This is a genomic window from Pedobacter sp. KBW01, from assembly GCF_003852395.1.
GTDB lineage: Bacteria > Bacteroidota > Bacteroidia > Sphingobacteriales > Sphingobacteriaceae > Pedobacter.
The window spans coordinates 1-19,501 of sequence record NZ_QAJQ01000016.1 but is presented as its reverse complement, the minus strand read 5'-3'; the positions used below and the strand labels follow the sequence as shown (position 1 = coordinate 19,501).

The following is a 19,501-nucleotide window of genomic DNA, read 5'->3' as shown; positions in this document are numbered from 1 at the left end:
CTGTATTAATAGCCAAAGTTTTGAACCATGCTTGGATTTTCAATTAAAGTAGTTTTTGGATATGGGAAAAGCTCCTTTTTGTTTGCTTCGAAGTAAAAGGCAATACCGGTTGATGTACTGGTGATCGAATTTTCTTCTGTTACCGCTTTTCTCCAGTTTTTGGTGGTATAACCCGTTGGGGCCGAAGAAGTATTTAAACCCGGCGAAGCAAATACGTTGTTCGGAACGCCACCGTAAAGATCGAGCGTTGCCACTTCGTTTACACTGGTTCCCAGTAAATAATTGCCTTCTTTAGCATAAATGTAATTGGGTACACTGGCATAATCGCCCGTGCCGGCAATTAAAGCACGGATTTTGGTACGTGTTTCGTCAAATTTGCTGCCCAATAAATTCCAGCGAATTAAATCGTATTTGCGGATGCCCTCCCCACCAAACTCCAGCAAACGTTCTTTAACAATTGCATTAAAAAAGCCTGCTTTATCGGTTGGTGTTACCGGAATTTGACTTTCGAAACCTGCATAAGCCCTTTTTTGTACTTCCTGCAAGGCGTTAACAGCTGCTGCAGATGGTGCGCCATTAATTTCATTATCGGCTTCGGCGTACATCAGCAATACATCGGCAAAGCGTAAAATTGGCCAGTTGATCGAAAAGTTCTGCGCGGCTGATGATCCGTTAAAGGTTGTCCACGATTTACGGAATTTTCCATCCGTCATGTTAAACAAAGTATTGATGATTTTTTTCGAAGTTGCCGTAATTTCGAAAACACCAATGGTTACATCCCTGCGGCAATCTTTCGTAACATCGAACTCATAAAAATAAGTTGGAATAGCATTCATACCGCCACCTCCCGAGCCGAAAGTAGAGGCCGAGTTAAATCGGATACCGTTATAATACCCCAGCTTACTATCTGTAGCCGCATTACCGCCGAAAGCGGCCACCTCGAACATCAGTTCGTGGGCATCATCGTAACGGGTAGTGGTATGCAAGGTTTTAAATACGTTTTCGTAAACAGGATTGATATTATGCTCCGAACGGTGGTTCATTAAATCCAGGCACTCATCCAACGCAATTTTGTAATAGGTTAAATAGTCCGAGCTGCGCTCTATGGTATGGCTTGCCGATCTTAAGGAGTAACCTCCTCTTGCCAACGCAATACGCGCCCTTAAACCTTTAATAGCTCCTTTTGTAAAACGGAAACTACCATATTCGGCAATGCCACTTCTCCATGGCACTAAATCTTCGGCCATTTTTAAATCGGCAATTATCTGATCGTAGGTTTTATTGCGATCTACATTTGGGCCATATAATGTTTCAGCATCGGCCGATGGTACAAATGAGGCCGGAACATCTCCCCAGTTGCGGATCAGTTCGTAAAGAAACTGCGCTCTTAAAGCCAGAGCTTCGCCGTAGTAGCGTTTCATAGTGGCTTTTTCGTCATCAGAACCATTTGCATAAAGTTTAGATGCCGGAATAAATTTGATGCAGATATTGGCGCGCTCTACGCCGGCATACAATTGTAAAAATGGGTTAATCAGATCGGTATTATCCGAACTTGCGCCGTACATACTAATTCCCCGACGATCGGAAGAACTATAACTTCCAGAGGTTTTAAAATCATCGGCGGTTAGGCCAAATAAGGTCGAAATACGACTGCCATAACCATTATCGCCACATAAGCGGTTGTATACTGCTATAATGGCCGCATTTGTATTTGCTGTACTTTCGAAAACTACATCAGGTGATGAAGTTGATGGTGATTGTACGTCTAAATATTTTTTGCAGGAAGTTGTTATACTCAATGCTCCAACAGCAATTACCATTAAAGCCGATTTTATCAATTTATTGTTCATTTTCTTTAATGTTGAGGTTAAAATACCATGTTAATACCAGCAAGGATATACCTGCTCCGTGGGTAGGCTGCATAATCGATACCTGGAGTAAGCGGATTTGAACGGCGTGTATTGGCTTCCGGATCGTAACCGGTATAGCCTGTTATCGTGTATAAATTGTTAACCGTTCCGTATATCCTTAGTTTTGAAATAAAGCCGGTTTTCTTGATTATACTTTGTGGTAAGCTATAGCCTAGTGTTACATTGCTGATTCTTAAAAAAGAGCCGCTTTCAACCGCATAAGAGGTTAAGGCGTAGTTTCCTCCGGTGGGTGTCCATAATGTTGTATTGGCGTTCATGGCTGTTAATAAGGTTGGGTCGGTTACCTTTACGCCGTTGGCATCAAAATTCTGCCACCTGTCGTTCATTACTGCAAGTAAATTGTTGTCTTTTACGTTGTATTGTGATGTAAATTCTAATTTGTTGGCATTATAAACCTTGCTGCCATAGCTAAAGTTTACGAATACGGTTAAATCGAAGTTTTTATAGGCAAACTGGTTGTTAAAACCGCCTGTGAATTTCGATTGTGCGGTACCCAGTACAGTTCTGTCGTCGTCTCCAATCATCATGCTCGATGAAGAAGAAAGTTTCTGAACTTTCATATCTCCTGGTTGTGGATCACGGTTGCCCAATAATACCCTGCTATTGGCTACGGTAGGCTTAAGTGTGTAAGTGTAAGCTCCGGTTGTGGCATTTTGTACATAGGTAAAATCATCAACGGTGTAGCGCCCGTCAGATATGAAACCATAAAACTGACCTACCGGCTGACCTACTTCCACTTTAAAATCGCCTAAGCTGTTAACCCAACCCGATTGGGTGATGTAAGAACTTACGCCGTTTTGCAATTCGACAATTTTATTCTTGTTAAACGAAATGTTGAAGCTGGTGTTGTAGCTAAAGTTTTTGGTTTTAACAGCCTGGTAGTTTAACTGCAGCTCGAAACCTGTATTTTGGGTTTTACCCACGTTTTGCTGTTGGGTAGAATAGCCCGTAGTTTGCGGCACGTTAGCATTTAAAAGTAGGTTTTTGGTGCGGTTATCGTAATAATCTAAATTAAGTGAAAGTTTGTTTTTGAATAAGTCGATATCAATACCCAGGTTTTTAGAAATATTAGTTTCCCAGGTAATGTTCGGGTTAGACAGGATATTGCCTGTAGCTGTACCCGAAATCAAGCCTGTTGAAACCGACCCATCTGTTTCGGCATAACCGCCAGTTGTTGAGCTGAGATAAAACAAGGTTCTGAACAAATCCTGACCAATACGGTTGTTTCCGGCGGCACCATAACTCATTCTAACTTTAAAATTATCTAACCAGTCCAGGTTCAGGTCTTTCACAAATTTTTCTTCCGTTACCCTCCAGGCCATTTGTGCAGATGGGAAATAACCCCATTGTTTACCTGCTGCGAATAGTGATGAAGCATCGGTTCTGAAATTTACGGTAGCCAGGTATTTATTTTTAAAGCCATAAGAAGCCCTGCTGAATATCGAAAACTGTCTGGTTCCTGAAATTAAAGAAGTAGGCCGATCCTGAATGGTATTTGCAGGAGCTGAGCTTATGAAGGCATCTTCTGCTGAGATATCGATTGGTAAAAATTTAAGTACGGTACTTCTCGAATCGATATCAACCATGTTGATTTCCTGCCCCACCAATAAATCTAAGCTGTGATCTTTGCCCAAATTGGGTTTGTAATTAATGGTGTTGGTATTGATGAATGATTTTTGAGAAACCGTATCGAGCTGTATGGCAGGTAAGCCTGCATTGTTACGGGCCACATTACTTACAGGGCCATTAAAAACATTTACATGCCTGTTGGTTCTGTTGTAACCTACTGTACTTTTAACCGTTAAATTTTTAAGGATTGAATATTGTACATAACCACTGGTGATTAAATCATTGCGGTAGTCGTATTTCAGCTCCTGGTTGGCTAAAGTAATCGGGTTGGTTAATCCTGTTGTTAAATAATCGGCATCAAATAAATCTCCAGAATCAGATCCACCTGAATAAGGCTGGTAACGTACAGAATTTCTTAAACGGTTGGTGCCTTGTGAACCGGTAGAAGTTGTTCCTACTCCATCAACACGTTGACGGCTGTAACGGGCATTCAGGCCAACCCTGAATTTATCCGAAAATTTATGGTCTAAACGCATCGAAGCAAAAGTTCTTCTAAAGCCCGAGTTTAACATAATACCATCTTCTTTGGTATTGTTTACCGAAACATTATAGGTGGTTTTAGCGGTTCCGCCAGCCAGGTTTAACACTTCCGTATTGCTCCAGGCCTGGCGACCAAAAACCTTATCCTGCCAGTCGATATTGGGAATATTTTTGTAAATATCAAGATCTTCGAAAGTGCCGTATTTTTTGGTAAAGGTATCTTTAACATCCTGGTTGGTGTTGTTGTTATACAGTTCGTACTGGTATTTAACAAACTCGTAAGGGTTCATTACATCCAACTCGTTTACAATCTGCCTGGCACCTGCATAAGCATCAAAGGATACAATAGGGCGACCTTTTTTGCCACTTTTGGTAGTGATAATCACTACTCCGTTGGCGCCTCGGCTACCATAAATGGAGGTTGATGCCACATCTTTTAGCACATCAATAGATTGGATTTCGTTTGGCGATAAAATATATAAGGCATTTTCTACCTGAATTCCATCTACGATATAAAGCGGAGAGTTATCGCCGGTAAGTGAGCTCCCGCCACGTACTTTGATCACGATTTCGGCGCCGGGGCTTCCTTCAGTGGTGGTAACCGATACACCGGCCAGCTTTCCGGCCAATGCCTGTGCTGCTGTACTCACGGGAAACTGGTCAATGTCTTTTCCGGTAACAGAAGAAACCGAACCGGTTAAAGCTTCTTTACGCACCGAACCATAACCAATGTTTACAGTAACCTCTTGCAAGGTGTTGGCATCTTCTTCCAGCGTAACGTCTAGTTTGTTCTGCTCACCAACCGTTACAGTTCTGGTTTTGTAACCCACATAAGTGAAGGTTACGACAGCTCCTTTACCTGGAATGGTAATTTTATAAGCGCCATTGGCATCTGTACTGGCTCCGGTTTTCGAATCTTTTACGGATACACTAACACCAATCAGGGGCTGCCCATCCGATTTATCCTTTACGGTTCCTGTTAATTGCCTGTTTTGTGCCTGGGCCACAGATAATCCAAAAAAAGAGAGAAGTGCTAAAAAGAGTAAAACTCTGCTCATAGTTATTTAATTATTTGAAATGATTTGGTTTTTTAATGTGTTGCAATCGCTTGCATGTAGAATATAATTCTAATTTCGGGATGTTATGCTTTGTTTATATTTGGTTACGTTGATGTAACAATTTTACAAACTAAAAACCGTTTGAAACCGAATTTAACTAAAAAAGTGTGCAAACGTTCCCAAAAACGTCAAAACGACGTTTATTAAAATACTTGGTAGAATAGCCATCAGCGATATTTTTTGTAACTTGTACGCAAGTACATGCCATGAGATTTGAAACATCTACCATAAAAGATATTGCTAAAGCATTAGGACTGTCTACATCGACAGTTTCGAGGGCTTTAAGAGACCGTTACGAAATTAGTGAAGAGACTAAAAAACTGGTTCTGGCTTATGCCGAGAAGGTAAACTACAGGGCGAATCCTATTGCCCGGAGTCTTAAAGAACGCCGCAGTTATTCTATTGGCATTATTGTGAGCGAAATTGCCAATAATTTCTTTTCGCAGGTAATTAACGGCATCGAATCTATTGCTTACGATAAAGATTATCATGTAATTATTTCACAAAGCCACGAATCTTATAAACAAGAAAAACTCAACGTAGAGCATTTGGCCTCGCGTTCAATCGATGGGCTTTTAATTGCGTTGTCGTCTGAAACACAGGATATTGATTACCTGCGCGATTTATACAGCAAGGGCTTACCAATTGTTTTTTTTGACCGGGTGCCCGAAGATTTTGAAACCCACAAGGTAATCGCTAATAACTTTAAGGGCTCTTTCGATGCTACCGAGCATCTTATTTTATCCGGAAAAAGAACCATCGCACATTTAACCAATTCAGAAAACCTGTCGATCACAAAAGAGCGGTTGGAAGGTTATAAAGCTGCGCTGGCTAAATATCATATTGAATTTAAATCCGAACTTGTTAAGTATTGCCAGCATGGTGGCATGCATAGTGCCGAGCTAGAGCAGGCTGTTAAAGAACTTTTGCCGCTTAAACCTGATGGGATTTTTATTTCGAGCGACCGTTTAACTACAGGTTGCATTATGGCGCTGAAGAAAACCAACCCGGAGGTGGCCCATAATATTGCCATTTCAGGTTTTACCAACTCAAACCTGGTCGAACTGTTTTCACCTTCATTAACATCTGTAAAACAACCTGCCTTTGAAATGGGTCAGGTAGCCACCGAATTGTTGATCTCGATGATTGAAGCTAAAAGGCCAGTGACTGAATTCGAAACCAAAATTTTAGATACTGAGTTGGTTAAGATGCAGAAAGCAATCGGGAATCGATTTTTGTAATTGGGTAAATCTTACATCTTCCATATTGCATTTAACATTCGCCCGCTTTTAATTACCTTTGCAGCATGGTAGAAATCACGTTAAAAAAAGGCAAAGAAAAAGCAGCATTACAAAGACATCCATGGGTATTTTCTGGTGCACTGGAAAAAGTTAAGGGAAAACCTGAAGATGGTGATGTGGTAAAAGTATATGCCTTTGATCAGGAATTTCTGGCCTATGGTTATTATAACAGCAACTCTCGCGTGGCCGTTCGTTTGCTGGAATGGGATGAAAGCCAGACAATTAATTTTAGCTGGTACCAAAACCGGTTAAAACAAGCCATTGCTTCGCGCCAGTTTATTTTGGGTGAGCAAACCAATACCTGTCGACTGGTTTTTAGCGAAGCCGATTTCCTGCCCGGTTTAATTGTCGATCAGTATGCCGATTTTCTCTCGCTACAGATTTTAAGTTCGGGTATTGAAAAGGTAAAAGCCGAAATAGTAGAAATCTTAAAAACTGAACTACAGCCTAAAGGTATTTTTGATAAAAGTGATGCTATTGCCCGTACCCACGAAGGCTTGCCTGTTGAAAATGGCTTGCTTTGGGGTGAAAATCCACCAGAGTTTTTAGCGGTTAAAGAAAATGGGATCACCTACCACATTAATATCGCAGAAGGACAAAAATCGGGCTTTTATTGTGATCAGCGAGACAATAGAAGCATTTTAGCCAGTTATACTAAGGGTAAAAAGATATTAGATTGCTTTAGCTATAGCGGTGGTTTTAGCTTAAATAGTTTAGCTAACGGTGCTGTGAGTATTACCAGTGTAGATAGTTCGGGACTGGCGGTAGAAACGCTTAAACAAAACGTAGCCCTTAATCGATTCGACGAGGCTAAAGTTACTGCCATTCAATCGGATGTTAATAAACAATTAAGGGCTTTTAAAGAATCGGGCGAACTGTTTGATGTGATCGTGCTCGATCCGCCAAAATATGCTCCCTCTCGTTCGGCCTTGGACCGGGCGGCCAGAGCATACAAAGACTTGAATCGTTTAGGCATGTTGCTGTTAGAAAAGGGTGGCCTTTTAGCTACTTTCTCTTGCTCTGGCGCGGTTGATATCGAAACCTTTAAACAAATTATTGCTTGGGCAGCGCTCGATGCAGGAAAGGAAGTACAGATTATTAAACAATTCTGTCAGCCGGAAGATCACCCGGTTAGGATTTCTTTCCCAGAAGGCGAATACCTGAAAGGTTTGTTGCTGCGGGTACTTTAATTTTTTGCGAGTAGCTTTCGTTAGCCACACAGATTAGCGGGGATTTTTTTCTATGTATTCCGTGTTTCCGTGGCAAAATATGTCTTTATCGTCGTAAAAAATACGACGTGTTATTTCCGCACGCGTTAGAAGCGCGCGCGAGCGGCGAATAGTGATTATCCTTAAGCTATACTTTGTGTCCTTCGTGTCTCTGCGGTGAAAATGGAAAAATAATAGCTACACATCTTCCGAGTTCTCCGGCAATTTATCGTATTCGCCTTTCCAGGCGTAGAAGCCAAAAATCATTAGTCCAAGGCTTATCGGCAGGAAAATAAACAGGATAATTCCCCACTGTAAAATGGTATTGGTACGTTCGATATCGGTATGGGTTAAACCTACTTTATCTATGGCTTGTAAAAACAAAAATGTCATGGCCAACGGTCCTAAAACCATCCAAATTAAGCCTAAAAATTTCTTCAGTATATTCATTTTCTTAATTGGTAATCGTTAATGTTTTCGTCTCTTTTGTTCGATAAATAAATGGTGCCGATAACCAGACTCAACGTAGCAATACCAATCGGATACCACAAGCCAGATAGTGGTGTCGATCCCGAAAAACTGGCGATCAGGGTGGCAATAAATGGAACAAGTCCGCCAAAAACACCATTGCCAATATGGTACGGTAACGACATAGAGGTATATCTGATCTTGGTTGGGAAAAGCTCTACTAAAAATGCTGCAATCGGCCCGTAAACCATGGTAACCAACAGAATCTGAAAAAAGATTAAACCTACAAACTTCCAGAATACGGGCTCTGCCAGTACCTTATCTTTAATGATTTCTTTTGCGGATAAAATGCCATTGCTTAAAGTAACGGTATCGGTTTGCACGCGGTTAAAAGTGGCTCCGTTTTTAAGCACAACTTTGGTTACTATTGTTCTTAAACTATCAGTCGAATTTTGGATCAATACGGCGCTTGCCGGAGCAGCCGTTGAAGATAAAATGTCAGCTTGTTCAATTTTGGTATAATCTGTATCATCTAGAAAGATCTGATAAATAGGGCGATAGAAAATAATGCCGAGCAACATGCCTGTAAGCATAATCCATTTTCTGCCCACCTTATCGCTCCAGGCTCCAAATACTACAAAAAATGGGGTGGCGAAAGCAATACCCCAAAGTAAAATATATCTCGAATCGTTAAAATCCAGCTTACAGGTGTTTTCTAAAAAAGATTGTGCATAAAACTGGCCTGTATACCAAATTACACCCTGACCCATAGTTGCCCCAAATAATGCCAGTAATACCATTTTAAAGTTTGCCTTATTGCTGAAACTTTCTTTTAACGGATTTTTTGAAACATTCCCTTCCGCTTTCAGTTTCGAAAACATGGGCGATTCGTGCATTTTCATGCGGATATAAATGGATACCACAACCAGCACAATCGATAGCAGAAAAGGAATCCGCCAGCCCCAGTCGCCAAAAGTTTCGGAGCCTAAAATGTTTTTGGTAATTACAATAATACCCAGCGAAAGGAAAAGTCCTAATGTTGCGGTGGTTTGAATCCAGCTTGTAAAAAAGCCTCGTTTATTTTTAGGGGCATGCTCTGCAACATAGGTTGCGGCACCTCCGTATTCGCCACCTAGCGCCAAACCCTGAATTAGCCTTAATATGAGCACCAGGATAGGCGCGGCATAGCCAATGCTTTTATAAGAAGGAATGAGGCCAATAAAAAAGGTCGATCCTCCCATTAACACCAGTGTTAAAAGAAAAGTATATTTCCGGCCAATTAAATCGCCCAGGCGACCAAAAACAAGCGCGCCAAACGGGCGTACAATAAAGCCAGCGGCAAATATGGCGAGTGTATTAATCAGAGCCGATGCACCTGCATCTTCAGGAAATAACTGGTGGCCAATAATTACGGCTAAGCTGCCAAAAATGTAAAAATCGTACCATTCAATCAGTGTGCCCAGTGATGATGCACCAATAACTTTAAAAATGTTGTTCTTAGGTAAAGCGTCGCTCATAAAAATTCGGGAATATTTGGTTTCCCAATATAAACATTTGAATAGCAATCGGCAACCTGTACTGTCTGCTATTAAATTTGTTTATAATGAAACATTTTGCCTTTAGTTTTGTATTTTCATTTTCCATTTAGAATATATGCTTTTAGTACAGAATATCAGGTTAAGTAGAATTTTGAGAAATACATGGCAGGTTGATCTTATTATGATCGCCTCCTGTACAGCAGCTTACTTCGTGCGCGAATATTTAATCGCACACCATTTTTCTATTCCATCCATAATTCCAACGGTTTTAGGTACGGCAATTGCCTTTTTTATTGGTTTTAACAATAACCAGGCATACGATAGGTGGTGGGAAGCCCGAAAAGTGTGGGGCACATTGGTTAACGATTCGCGTTCTTTTGCCCGGGCATTGATTAATTACGCAGATAATGACGACGAAGGTGTAAAACGAATGGTTTGCAGGCACATCGCTTTTTTATATGCCTTAAAAGCCAATTTAAGGGGTACTGTTGATGAAATTTACACCAAATATTTATCTGAAGCAGATTTATTGGAAATGGAAAAGCATAACAACAAACATAATGCTCTTTTGAATATCCAATCGAGAGATTTGCAGAGACTTTCTAAGACTGGTGCTATTGATGGTTTCAGGTTTATCGAAATTAATGAAATGCTAACCCGCTTTTCCGATTCAATGGGGATGAGCGAAAGGATTAAGAACACCATTTTTCCAACCACCTATAGTTATTTAACCAAGGTATTTATTTGGCTGTTTGTGGTAACCTTTACCCTGGTTATTAGTCAGGATGCAGGGCCTGCAGCTATATTTTTGGGCTGGTTAATTGGTTTTGTATTTGTATCTACACAAATCAATGGCATGAGTCTGGTTAATCCTTTCGAAAACAATTCGGCTGGGGTACCGCTTAATCAGATTACGCGGACCATAGAAATAAACCTTTTGCAGATGCTTGAAGAAGAAGAAATTCCGGAGCCCGTTAAGCCAATAAACGATGAGTATGTGCTTTAAGCTTTAGCAGTTTTCTTTCCGGTAAACACGAAAATTAAAGATAAAATCCAAAATACAACCAGAATAATGATGGTATTTAAAATAGCTTTGGGGTAACCAATTTTTGCCACATTAATAAATGGATAAGGGTATTGACTGATTAAATAGCCTCTTATCACAATAAAAATAACATACAGCAGCGGATAAACCAGCCAGCCAATGGTTTGTTTGTACTCGAGTTTGGTTTTATCTACAAAAGCAATCCAATAAATTAAAAATAGCAATGGATTAATAACGTGCAACAATTCGTTACTGAGGCTATGCCAGCCCGTTGGTTGATCTAAACCACGTAAGGCTATATTATATACCAAAGCCACTAAAAATATATACACCGCAATAGCTGTTTGTGTAGAGGGCTTTGAAAAAAAATGCCCTAGGGCAGTATGCTTAAACAACAGTAATGAGACTAAGCAGATGGCTACGCAAAGATTGGTTAAAACAGTAAAGAAAGATAAAAGTATCTTAAGGGTTGGCCAAACAGCTCCCTTATAAAGCTCTAAGCTTAAATTAAATTGTAGTGCAAGCGAAAACCAAACAATTAATGTAATTAAAGTGAGGTAGATGTTTTTGCTGTTAATAGATTTCATTGCCTGGTTTTTAGCTGTTTATTAAGTGTCGGCCAAAATATGCCTGCCTTAAAACTAAGATAAGCATATCTCTTTTATGGTTAATCTATTTCTTCGGGATATTTCTAAATGATATCGAATTTTTATCCACCTCTGTTCTCAGTTTTTGTTCAAATAAAACCGATTTGGCTTTATATGTTGTATCAGTGAAAGAAATGTTGGCCGTAGCGTAAATGATTTTACCATCGCGCCCAACCAGAATGTTGGAAGGGAAGCCATGGTTAATATTCAGCTTTCTGATTTCATCCTGCGTTAACGAAACAATTTCATATTGGTAGCCATTGCGTTTTTGAAAAAGTTTTGTGCGCATTGGTGTATCGTGGGTTATGCCAATAAAGCGGATGCCTTTTTTTCGGTATTCGGTAGCCAGTTTATTTAATTCGGGCATTTCGGCCAGGCAGGGCGGGCATTTTTCAAACCAGAAATTAATCACTACTATCTGGTTTTTTAAATCAGCTTTACCAAACGTTTTTTTACTGGTGGTTTGTCCTTTAAAATCTGGTAAATCTTTCCCCGTTAAGTCTTCAAAGAAAGTTTCTTGCGTAGCCCATTTTACAGTAGGCGTTTCCTGAGCTTTTGCATAGCCTGCAATTAAAAGCAATGTGAAAAGATAAAACTTCATAGCGAGGCTAAATATAAAAAGTCTCGCCAAATTTAGACGAGACTTAATGGATTGACTATTTTATCTTTTTATTGAGGTAATCAATTGCCGTGTTTAGTGTTGCATCCTTGTTGGCCATAAAATCTTTTACGGTTGGTATTACTTCGATATCAGGTTTTACACCGTAACCAACAAATTCACGCCCATCCGGGTAAGTGTCCTTTTTGGTGCAAACTCTTGCGCTTCCTCCACCTGGAAGGTCGAAAAGATAAGGCTGGCCAGTGCTTCCAAAAGAGTTTCTGCCAATTTTGGTCATGTGTTTTTGGTTATCTGCGTAAATCAAAAAGTCTTCTGCTGCTGAGGCAGTGTTGTGGCCAATTAATAAAACCGTAGGTACCACAATCCGCTTTTCGGAAAGTTTATTTTTCAGCGGGTAGTAATCTAAATTGTAAAAATAATTATCCTGATAAGTTAAAAGGGCTTTTTTATTCCATTCACTGTTTGCTGTATCCTTTGCAGCAGTATATTTCCCCCAGGCTTTAAAAGCGGAAGTTAGTTGCCGGGTAGCATAGCGCGATCCATAAAGTAGGCTGTCGTTGGTTAAATATTTCAATATATAACTACCAATTCCGGTACTTCCGCCTCCATTATTCCTTAAATCAACAATTATGGCTTTGGCTTTATACAGCTCTGGCAGTTTAGTGGTAAAAAGAGAATCTATTTTTTCGTCGCCAAAAGAGTTAAGTGCAACATAGGCCACATGGTTTGGGTACCATTTAAAATCAAGCAAAGCCGATTCTGGTGGAAAAGCAGGGAAAACCTCTTTTTCCTCAGTACGCTTGTGGCTTAAGTTTAGGGTTACAATTTGACCTTTCGGTTTTTTAATTTTGATTTCAAACTGGCTTCCTTCAATTCCCTGAAGCAGCTTGCTTGTGCTCCAATCGTGCAAAACATAATCGGTAGAGGATGAAATATATGGAGCAACATGCTCGGCTATATATTGAGGTGTGGGTTTGCCATTAACAGCTATAACTTCACTTCCGACAGGAATTTCGTCTTTTTTGCTGAAATTAACACGTGTAATAATTGCCTTATTCTCTACGTTTTCGATGAAAAAACGATAGTCGCCGAACATGGTGTTCATAGGCTCAAAATCTTTACCAGCTGGCATGTAAATGTTGGTATGTCCGTCCTTCAACATCGCACAAAACCTTTGCATTTCCTGGTAGTACGCATAATCGGTTTTGGTTTCTGGTATAGTGGTAATTAAGGCTTTATAAGTGCTATCCCATTTAACACGGTCAACTTTATTTAGGTAAACAAAATTGTAATTTACCTCCTGCCAAAATTTCGATAAGCCATAAATTTTATCAGCTTTTGTTAGTTTGTTCGATTGCGCGAGTAGCGTTAAAGGCAATAGAAGCAGTAAAAGAATTTTTTTCATAGTTTGTTTAGTTTAATCTCGGTGATTTTGGGCTTTCAATTTTTATACCAACTGAAAAAGGCTATCTGGATTGATCTATTGGCACTTACAAACTACGGAGGTGTTCATAATCGAACATTTTAATATCCGTTATCGGACAGTGGTAAATAAAAAAGTCCTGCCTATAAAATAGACAGGACTATAGTTTATTTGGTCTCTAAAATTCTTATTTAAAGGTGATCGATCCGTATTCTGATTTAATGTTTACAGTAGCACCACCGCCAGAACCAATTTTGCCTGTGTATTTTTTGGTTTCATCGTCATCGCTAACTTTACTTGACGAAACGTTTGAGCCATATTTAAAGCCTGCATACGATGTTGAGAGATTAAAGTTTGCATTATATCTATCGTTAAACCCTAATGCAGTGCTTACATATTCGCCGGTAAAAGTAAAGTTGTGGCAAGCTGGGGTAATTTCGGCCACACTTAGCTTGTTATACTCCATATCTATTAATGCATCGCCATTTAATGCGCCCAGCGTTACATTGGTATACTCGGTTTTTAAATTAAGTTTACCTACACTGGCCAGGTTTAAACTGCCATAACCTTGTTTAATTACGGTATTTCCTTTTACACTGTTTATGTCAACCTTGGCATACTCGGTATTAAGCAATAAATTACCGCCAATGTTGCCAACGGTTAAACCACCTCCATATTCTACCTTAATATCGGCCGATTTACGAATGGTATTTACATTAACGGCTACATATTCGGCAGCTAGTTCTAATGTGCCCACGCTACCAATGCTTACAGGCCCGTTGTAGCTATGTTTCACCACAGCAGCATTGATGTCCTGAATGGTACATTTGCCATATTGCACATTGATGTAGTTATTGGCATTGCTTAAGTTACCCGCCGTTAAGCTTCCGTATTGTACTTTTAAAGAAGTTGGACCAGAAAAATCGTCCATATTTACGTTGCCGTACTGTTGCATTACCGTAAGTGGGTTAACTGCAGGCATATAAATGATGTAGGAAATTTTAAGCTCTCGGCGTTTAGTAACTCCGTTTTTTGTTATCCTGCCCATAAAATTATTGCCACCACGATCGGCAAAATTGGTTTTTATCGATACCACATCACCTGTTTTATTGGCCTCAATACTTACACCGTCAATTAGCTTTTGGGCATCATTATCCGAATTGCTGTAGGCCTTAATGTCGATATCAACCTTAACTTCTTTTTTGTCCCAGGTTTTAATCACAATCGATCCGTATTGGTTGTTGAGGTTAACTTTATCGTTGTTATCAACACTGAAACTCTTGCTGAAAGATTTGGAACGTTCAGCGTCACTACCGGTTTGAACGTATTTGGTATTATTTACCACAGCCAGGGTAGTAGATTTTTCTAAAATTTCTACAACCGCTTTTTCTGATGGGCTATTAACTGTTGCCTCCTGAGCATTGGCTTTTACGGCTATTAAAGCCATAAAGGCCAAAAGTATTTTTATTGTTTTCATGTTGTTAATTGTTAAACATTAAATGGCTTAAAACCTGCCGGCTGGCATAAGCAATTCAATGTGGTGAGCGTATTACGTCACTGTTCTTTTCCCGAGCGGATAATTTTAATGTTTTATATAGTTAACTATCTTCGGACCTCTGACTTCCCGACTTCCGACCTTTTATCAGCTTTGGTCTTTAACCTCTGGTCTTTCTATATCTGATTAACCCTTTTGTAATCGTCAACCTGATTTATAATTAGTAATTGTTGTTTTAAAAGTTGCAACTGTATTTCGCGGTTTTTTACCATTGCTTTTACCACAAAAGTTTGGTTGGGCGATGTTGGTAGTTCCGATTTTAGTCTTTCGTAATCTTCATCAAGCTTTCTCAAATCAGCGGTAAATTTTTTATACAATTCGGGGTTGGCCGAAGCGAAAATGGCCAAACTGTCTCTCTTTTCGGTAATTAAACCTGCAAAATGAACTTCTTTTTTAGCGTACGAAGCGCTAACATCAGCTATTTCTAAACCGTTGTTTTGCATTTTTACGGTGTACAACAAAGCTAAACCAATAACTACTACAATAGCTGCCGCTGCACTCATCCATAAATACAGTTTTACTGGTTTTTTTTTCTTTTTGGTGTCTAATTCCTTTTCAATTTTGGCCCAAAGCGCTGCCGATGGTTCCATTACATCGAATGCTTTGCGGTTTTCTTTTACAAAGGTTTCTAATCTACTATTATTCATCTCTCATCCCTTTCAGTTCTAAAATACTTTTTAACTTCTTTTTGGCACGCATATATTGTGTGCGGCTGGTGTTTTCACTTATTTTTAAAATGTGTGCAATTTCTTCATGGTCGTAGCCCTCTAAAAGGTATAAACTTAACACTACCCTATAACCATCTGGCAACTCGGTAATGGCCTGCCTTATCTCTTCGGCCTGCAACCGCACTTCACTGTCATCAAAACTATCTTCGTCAGGTACTTCCGATATTTCGTCGGTACTTACAAATTCCATCTTGCGTTTACGCAGATAATTGATGGATTTGTTAATCACAATCTGCTTTAACCAAAGTCCGAATGTGGTTTCCTGCCTAAAATCAACAATTCTGGTAAAAGCATCTAAAAATGCTTCCTGTAAAACATCTTCAGCCTCTTCTTCGTAATTTAAAATGCGCAACGCCACGTTATACATCGCCCTGGCATACAGCTTGTACAATTCAAACTGTGCTGCGCGGCTGCCCTGCATGCATTCTTTTACTAGCTCTAGGTTTTTATCGATGTATACGGCTTCCAAAATTTTGAATATTCTGATTATAAGACAGGAGAGATTTTAAAACGTTGCATCAAGGTATAAAAAAGTTTAAAATTATGTTAATTCTGTTTTAAGATTAGCCTGTCAAAATTTAAATTTTTTATCTCATTCGGTAGAAAACGAACGGTTCTGTGCTTTTGGCATTTTCAACCCCGCTTTTCCTCCAGCCAATTTGAAGAAGTTGGCGTCCGTTCAATCGGGTTTACTTAACGTAGGCTGGTGCAAAAAACTAAATCTTTAAGCAGATGGTGCTGTTTTGTGGAAAATTGACCAACTGCTCATCATTAATTTGAAAACCCTGCAACAAACGCTTAACTTCATGCCATGGAAACCGATTTAATCATTTCAGCAATAAACGAGATACATAAAAAAGCAAACCAGGCTTTGATTAACAGAGATGCCGATGCATATATTGCTATGCTCGACGATGGCTTTTCCTTTACACCAGCCGGTGGTGCAGCACTTAATAAACGCGATTATTCGATTGATTTAAGAAAGGATTTTAAAGGAATCAAAAGTTTCGAAACCAGTTACTACCGCATTAAATCTGCTTTCGAGGACGATGTTTTTACAGAGAAAATTGCCAGGAAATCGATTATTATTAAGCCTAATTTGCTGCTTTTCTCTAAAAAGCAAACCATCCAAACTGAAGAAACGGTGCATTGGAAAAATATTAGAGGAGAGTGGAAAGTAATTGCAGTTGAAATTACTTTAGAAGAAAAGTATTAGCGCTCATTTTGAATGATAAGAATACTAAGGTTATACGGTTTAGTACTTGCAGTCTACTTGGCAAGTTGCAATAGTAAATCTTCGAGAAAGATCGAGGTGTTAGATACAGTTTCATTTGAAGAGCTCTCCAGAATTTCATGCGAGTACCTAAAAAAACAGCAAGCCTATTGCCAGGAGAAATATAAAATTGGTCAATATGAACGATGGGATTACGACCAACTGACCGGTAAACTCATATTTAGTGATAAAAGTGTACAGAAAGTTATTATTGATTATGAGGAAGTAGGATCTGTTTCGTTAAAATCAAATACATGGTTGTGGGCCTGGGGTAATTCTTCGATAGAAGAAAATGTAAAAAAAGATATAGCAACGGTTAGGGCCTATGGTATAAAAAGAGGCTTTGAAAGCCTTTTAAATGTAAAATGGCCTGCTAATATAGTAGATGGCTGGGATATGGCTGCAATTTCTGCATACATTTTAAAAGCTAAGGGTGTTTATCGTATTCCAAGCCATGATGATAGATTGTTTTCATTTATGCTTTTCAAAAAGATCACTGTTGTAGATTCCTTACCCAAAAAGAAATCTCAATTATAGATGTTTCTGTTTAATAGGAAAAACATAAAATCTTCTACTCGAAACTTTAAAACAAAATCGGTATTTTTGCCGCTCAATTTAGATAAACATATGTTAAGAACAGTAACTTGTGGTGCATTAAACCTGAATAACTTAGGTGAAAGTGTAGCCTTATGTGGTTGGGTACAGAAATCGAGAGATTTGGGCGGTATGACTTTTATCGACATCCGCGATCGTTATGGCATTACCCAATTGGTTTTTAACATGGACGATAACCGCGAACTTTGCGAAAAAGCACGTAGCCTTGGTCGCGAGTTTGTAATTAAAGCCATTGGTACCGTAGTAGAGCGAAGCAATAAAAATCCAAAAATGCCAACGGGTGATGTGGAGATTAAAATTACGGCATTAGAAATATTAAATGCAGCTAAACTACCTCCATTTTTAATTGATGATGAAACCGATGGTGGTGATGAGTTGCGCATGAAATACCGCTACCTGGATTTACGTCGTAATCCGGTTCGTAATAACCTGGTTTTACGTCATAAAATGGCGCAATCGGTACGTCGTTACTTAGATGCCTTAGATTTTATCGAGGTAGAAACACCGGTTTTAATTAAGTCGACACCAGAAGGTGCAAGAGATTTCGTTGTGCCTAGCCGTATGAACGAGGGCGAGTTTTATGCTCTGCCTCAATCGCCCCAAACTTTTAAGCAATTGCTAATGGTTTCTGGTTTCGACCGTTATTTCCAGATTGTAAAATGTTTCAGAGATGAAGATTTGAGAGCAGACCGTCAGCCTGAGTTTACCCAGATTGACTGCGAAATGTCGTTCATCGAACAAGAAGATATATTAAACACTTTCGAAGGCTTAATCCGTACTTTGTTTAAAGAAGTGCGTAATTACGATTTACCGGAAGTACCGCGTATGCAATATGCAGATGCCATGCGTTTATACGGATCGGATAAGCCGGATACCCGTTTTGCTATGCAGTTTGTAGAGTTAAACGACCTGGTTAAAGGTAAAGGTTTCCCTGTTTTTGATAACGCTGAACTGGTAGTGGGTATCAATGCAAAAGGTGCTGCAAGCTACACACGTAAGCAGTTGGATGAACTAACAGATTTCATTAAACGTCCGCAAATAGGCGCTACAGGTTTAATTTATGCCCGCCATAACGACGATGGAACCATTAAATCGTCGGTTGATAAATTCTTTAATGAAGCAGATCTTAAACAATGGAGCGAAGCTTTTGAAACTGAAAAAGGTGATTTATTGTTAATTTTAGCAGGTTCGACTGATAAAGTACGTAAGCAATTAAACGAGCTTCGTTTAGAAATGGGTAACCGTTTAGGTTTGCGCGACAAAAATACATTTTCTGCCCTTTGGGTATTGGATTTCCCGCTTTTAGAGTGGGATGAGGAAACTGAACGTTACCATGCCATGCACCACCCTTTCACTTCTCCAAAGCCAGAAGATATTACATTATTAGATACTGATCCTAAAAATGTACGTGCCAATGCTTACGATATGGTAATTAACGGTACCGAAGTTGGCGGTGGCTCTATCCGGATTCACGACCGCGAATTGCAGGCTTTAATGTTTAAACATTTAGGTTTTAGTGCAGAAGAAGCACAAAAGCAATTTGGTTTCTTAATGGATGCTTTCGAATTTGGTGCACCTCCGCATGGTGGTATTGCTTTTGGTTTCGACCGCTTAACCTCAATTTTTGCAGGTTTAGATTCTATCCGTGATGTAATTGCTTTTCCTAAAAATAATTCAGGGCGCGATGTGATGATTGATAGCCCAAGTACAATTGATGATAAGCAATTGAAAGAACTTAAGATTAAAACGGATTTATAGTTCGTTGGTTCATTAATTGATAGCCGTTAGGACAAGGGATATTAATACAAAAAGCCACAGATTTTAAAATCTTGGACATGCCCCAAAAAGTTAGACACTTTTTGGGGCATTTTTTATGAGTAGAAAACAGAAATACGACTATCAGTTTAAACTTGATTTAGTCAA

16 protein-coding genes are annotated in these 19,501 nt (G+C 39.4%); 6 read left to right on the top strand and 10 right to left on the bottom strand.

Annotated elements, in window-relative coordinates:
* Positions 1-5: 5 nt before the first annotated feature.
* Positions 6-1,850 (bottom strand): RagB/SusD family nutrient uptake outer membrane protein, encoded by a 1,845-nt coding sequence (locus DBR40_RS17080; protein ID WP_124560955.1) that lies wholly within the window; start codon positions 1,848-1,850, stop codon positions 6-8.
* 17 nt (positions 1,851-1,867) lie between these two features.
* Positions 1,868-5,098 (bottom strand): SusC/RagA family TonB-linked outer membrane protein, encoded by a 3,231-nt coding sequence (locus DBR40_RS17075; RefSeq protein ID WP_124560954.1) that lies wholly within the window; start codon positions 5,096-5,098, stop codon positions 1,868-1,870.
* Between the two features lie 266 nt (positions 5,099-5,364).
* Between DBR40_RS17075 and DBR40_RS17070 the strand changes: the two genes are divergently transcribed.
* Positions 5,365-6,399 carry a LacI family DNA-binding transcriptional regulator gene (locus tag DBR40_RS17070; RefSeq protein ID WP_124560953.1) on the top strand — a complete coding sequence of 345 codons (1,035 nt, stop codon included), beginning with the start codon at positions 5,365-5,367 and terminating at the stop codon, positions 6,397-6,399.
* Positions 6,400-6,464: 65 nt separating this feature from the next.
* A complete protein-coding gene (locus DBR40_RS17065; protein WP_124560952.1) occupies positions 6,465-7,649 on the top strand; it encodes a class I SAM-dependent rRNA methyltransferase in 1,185 nt (394 codons plus the stop codon).
* A 216-nt stretch (positions 7,650-7,865) separates the two neighbouring features.
* Here the strand turns inward: DBR40_RS17065 and DBR40_RS17060 are convergent, their stop codons facing one another.
* On the bottom strand, positions 7,866-8,117 hold the full coding sequence (locus DBR40_RS17060) for a DUF6814 family protein (protein ID WP_124560951.1): 252 nt from the start codon (positions 8,115-8,117) through the stop codon (positions 7,866-7,868).
* Positions 8,114-9,652, bottom strand: coding sequence for an MFS transporter (locus DBR40_RS17055; protein ID WP_124560950.1), 1,539 nt, complete (start codon positions 9,650-9,652; stop codon positions 8,114-8,116). Before DBR40_RS17055 ends, DBR40_RS17060 begins: the two co-directional genes overlap by 4 nt.
* A 136-nt stretch (positions 9,653-9,788) precedes the next feature.
* On the opposite strand from DBR40_RS17055, the gene DBR40_RS17050 reads away from it, so the two are divergent.
* Entirely contained in the window at positions 9,789-10,679 is an 891-nt protein-coding gene (locus tag DBR40_RS17050) for a bestrophin family protein (RefSeq protein ID WP_124560949.1), read from the top strand.
* Here DBR40_RS17050 and DBR40_RS17045 read toward each other — a convergent pair.
* The 6 genes from DBR40_RS17045 to DBR40_RS17020 form a co-directional block, all read right to left on the bottom strand.
* A complete protein-coding gene (locus DBR40_RS17045; protein ID WP_124560948.1) occupies positions 10,676-11,305 on the bottom strand; it encodes a Pr6Pr family membrane protein in 630 nt (209 codons plus the stop codon). The two genes, DBR40_RS17050 and DBR40_RS17045, sit on opposite strands and share 4 nt — an antisense overlap.
* Positions 11,306-11,390: 85 nt before the next feature.
* Positions 11,391-11,966, bottom strand: coding sequence for a peroxiredoxin family protein (locus DBR40_RS17040; protein WP_124560947.1), 576 nt, complete (start codon positions 11,964-11,966; stop codon positions 11,391-11,393).
* Between the two features lie 55 nt (positions 11,967-12,021).
* Entirely contained in the window at positions 12,022-13,389 is a 1,368-nt protein-coding gene (locus tag DBR40_RS17035) for a S41 family peptidase (protein WP_124560946.1), read from the bottom strand.
* A 205-nt stretch (positions 13,390-13,594) separates the two neighbouring features.
* Positions 13,595-14,884, bottom strand: coding sequence for a hypothetical protein (locus tag DBR40_RS17030; RefSeq protein WP_233603920.1), 1,290 nt, complete (start codon positions 14,882-14,884; stop codon positions 13,595-13,597).
* Between the two features lie 194 nt (positions 14,885-15,078).
* Positions 15,079-15,609, bottom strand: a complete 531-nt coding sequence (locus DBR40_RS17025; protein ID WP_233603919.1) for a hypothetical protein — start codon at positions 15,607-15,609, stop codon at positions 15,079-15,081.
* Positions 15,602-16,159, bottom strand: a complete 558-nt coding sequence (locus DBR40_RS17020) for an RNA polymerase sigma factor (protein WP_199748371.1) — start codon at positions 16,157-16,159, stop codon at positions 15,602-15,604. The genes DBR40_RS17025 and DBR40_RS17020 overlap by 8 nt, the downstream gene beginning before the upstream one ends.
* 342 nt (positions 16,160-16,501) lie before the next feature.
* Between DBR40_RS17020 and DBR40_RS17015 the strand changes: the two genes are divergently transcribed.
* The 3 genes from DBR40_RS17015 (at position 16,502) to aspS (ending at position 19,336) form a co-directional block, all read left to right on the top strand.
* Complete coding sequence (locus DBR40_RS17015) at positions 16,502-16,906, top strand: nuclear transport factor 2 family protein (RefSeq protein ID WP_124560944.1); 405 nt, start codon at positions 16,502-16,504, stop codon at positions 16,904-16,906.
* A gap of 12 nt (positions 16,907-16,918) precedes the next feature.
* Positions 16,919-17,500 carry a DUF6882 domain-containing protein gene (locus DBR40_RS17010; protein ID WP_124560943.1) on the top strand — a complete coding sequence of 194 codons (582 nt, stop codon included), beginning with the start codon at positions 16,919-16,921 and terminating at the stop codon, positions 17,498-17,500.
* A gap of 90 nt (positions 17,501-17,590) precedes the next feature.
* Complete coding sequence (gene aspS, locus DBR40_RS17005) at positions 17,591-19,336, top strand: aspartate--tRNA ligase (protein ID WP_124560942.1); 1,746 nt, start codon at positions 17,591-17,593, stop codon at positions 19,334-19,336.
* Positions 19,337-19,501: the final 165 nt, after the last annotated feature.

Bases quoted from the DNA above. Each gene is read 5' to 3' on its own strand.
- DBR40_RS17010 (WP_124560943.1), top strand. From the start codon at position 16,919: ATGATAAGAATACTAAGGTTATACGGTTTAGTACTTGCAGTCTACTTG.
- DBR40_RS17065 (WP_124560952.1), top strand. From the start codon at position 6,465: ATGGTAGAAATCACGTTAAAAAAAGGCAAAGAAAAAGCAGCATTACAA.
- DBR40_RS17060 (WP_124560951.1), bottom strand. From the start codon at position 8,117: ATGAATATACTGAAGAAATTTTTAGGCTTAATTTGGATGGTTTTAGGA.
- DBR40_RS17025 (WP_233603919.1), bottom strand. From the start codon at position 15,609: ATGAATAATAGTAGATTAGAAACCTTTGTAAAAGAAAACCGCAAAGCA.
- DBR40_RS17015 (WP_124560944.1), top strand. From the start codon at position 16,502: ATGGAAACCGATTTAATCATTTCAGCAATAAACGAGATACATAAAAAA.
- DBR40_RS17070 (WP_124560953.1), top strand. From the start codon at position 5,365: ATGAGATTTGAAACATCTACCATAAAAGATATTGCTAAAGCATTAGGA.
- DBR40_RS17055 (WP_124560950.1), bottom strand. From the start codon at position 9,652: ATGAGCGACGCTTTACCTAAGAACAACATTTTTAAAGTTATTGGTGCA.
- DBR40_RS17035 (WP_124560946.1), bottom strand. From the start codon at position 13,389: ATGAAAAAAATTCTTTTACTGCTTCTATTGCCTTTAACGCTACTCGCG.
- DBR40_RS17075 (WP_124560954.1), bottom strand. From the start codon at position 5,098: ATGAGCAGAGTTTTACTCTTTTTAGCACTTCTCTCTTTTTTTGGATTA.
- DBR40_RS17080 (WP_124560955.1), bottom strand. From the start codon at position 1,850: ATGAACAATAAATTGATAAAATCGGCTTTAATGGTAATTGCTGTTGGA.
- aspS (WP_124560942.1), top strand. From the start codon at position 17,591: ATGTTAAGAACAGTAACTTGTGGTGCATTAAACCTGAATAACTTAGGT.
- DBR40_RS17030 (WP_233603920.1), bottom strand. From the start codon at position 14,884: ATGAAAACAATAAAAATACTTTTGGCCTTTATGGCTTTAATAGCCGTA.
- DBR40_RS17045 (WP_124560948.1), bottom strand. From the start codon at position 11,305: ATGAAATCTATTAACAGCAAAAACATCTACCTCACTTTAATTACATTA.
- DBR40_RS17040 (WP_124560947.1), bottom strand. From the start codon at position 11,966: ATGAAGTTTTATCTTTTCACATTGCTTTTAATTGCAGGCTATGCAAAA.
- DBR40_RS17050 (WP_124560949.1), top strand. From the start codon at position 9,789: ATGCTTTTAGTACAGAATATCAGGTTAAGTAGAATTTTGAGAAATACA.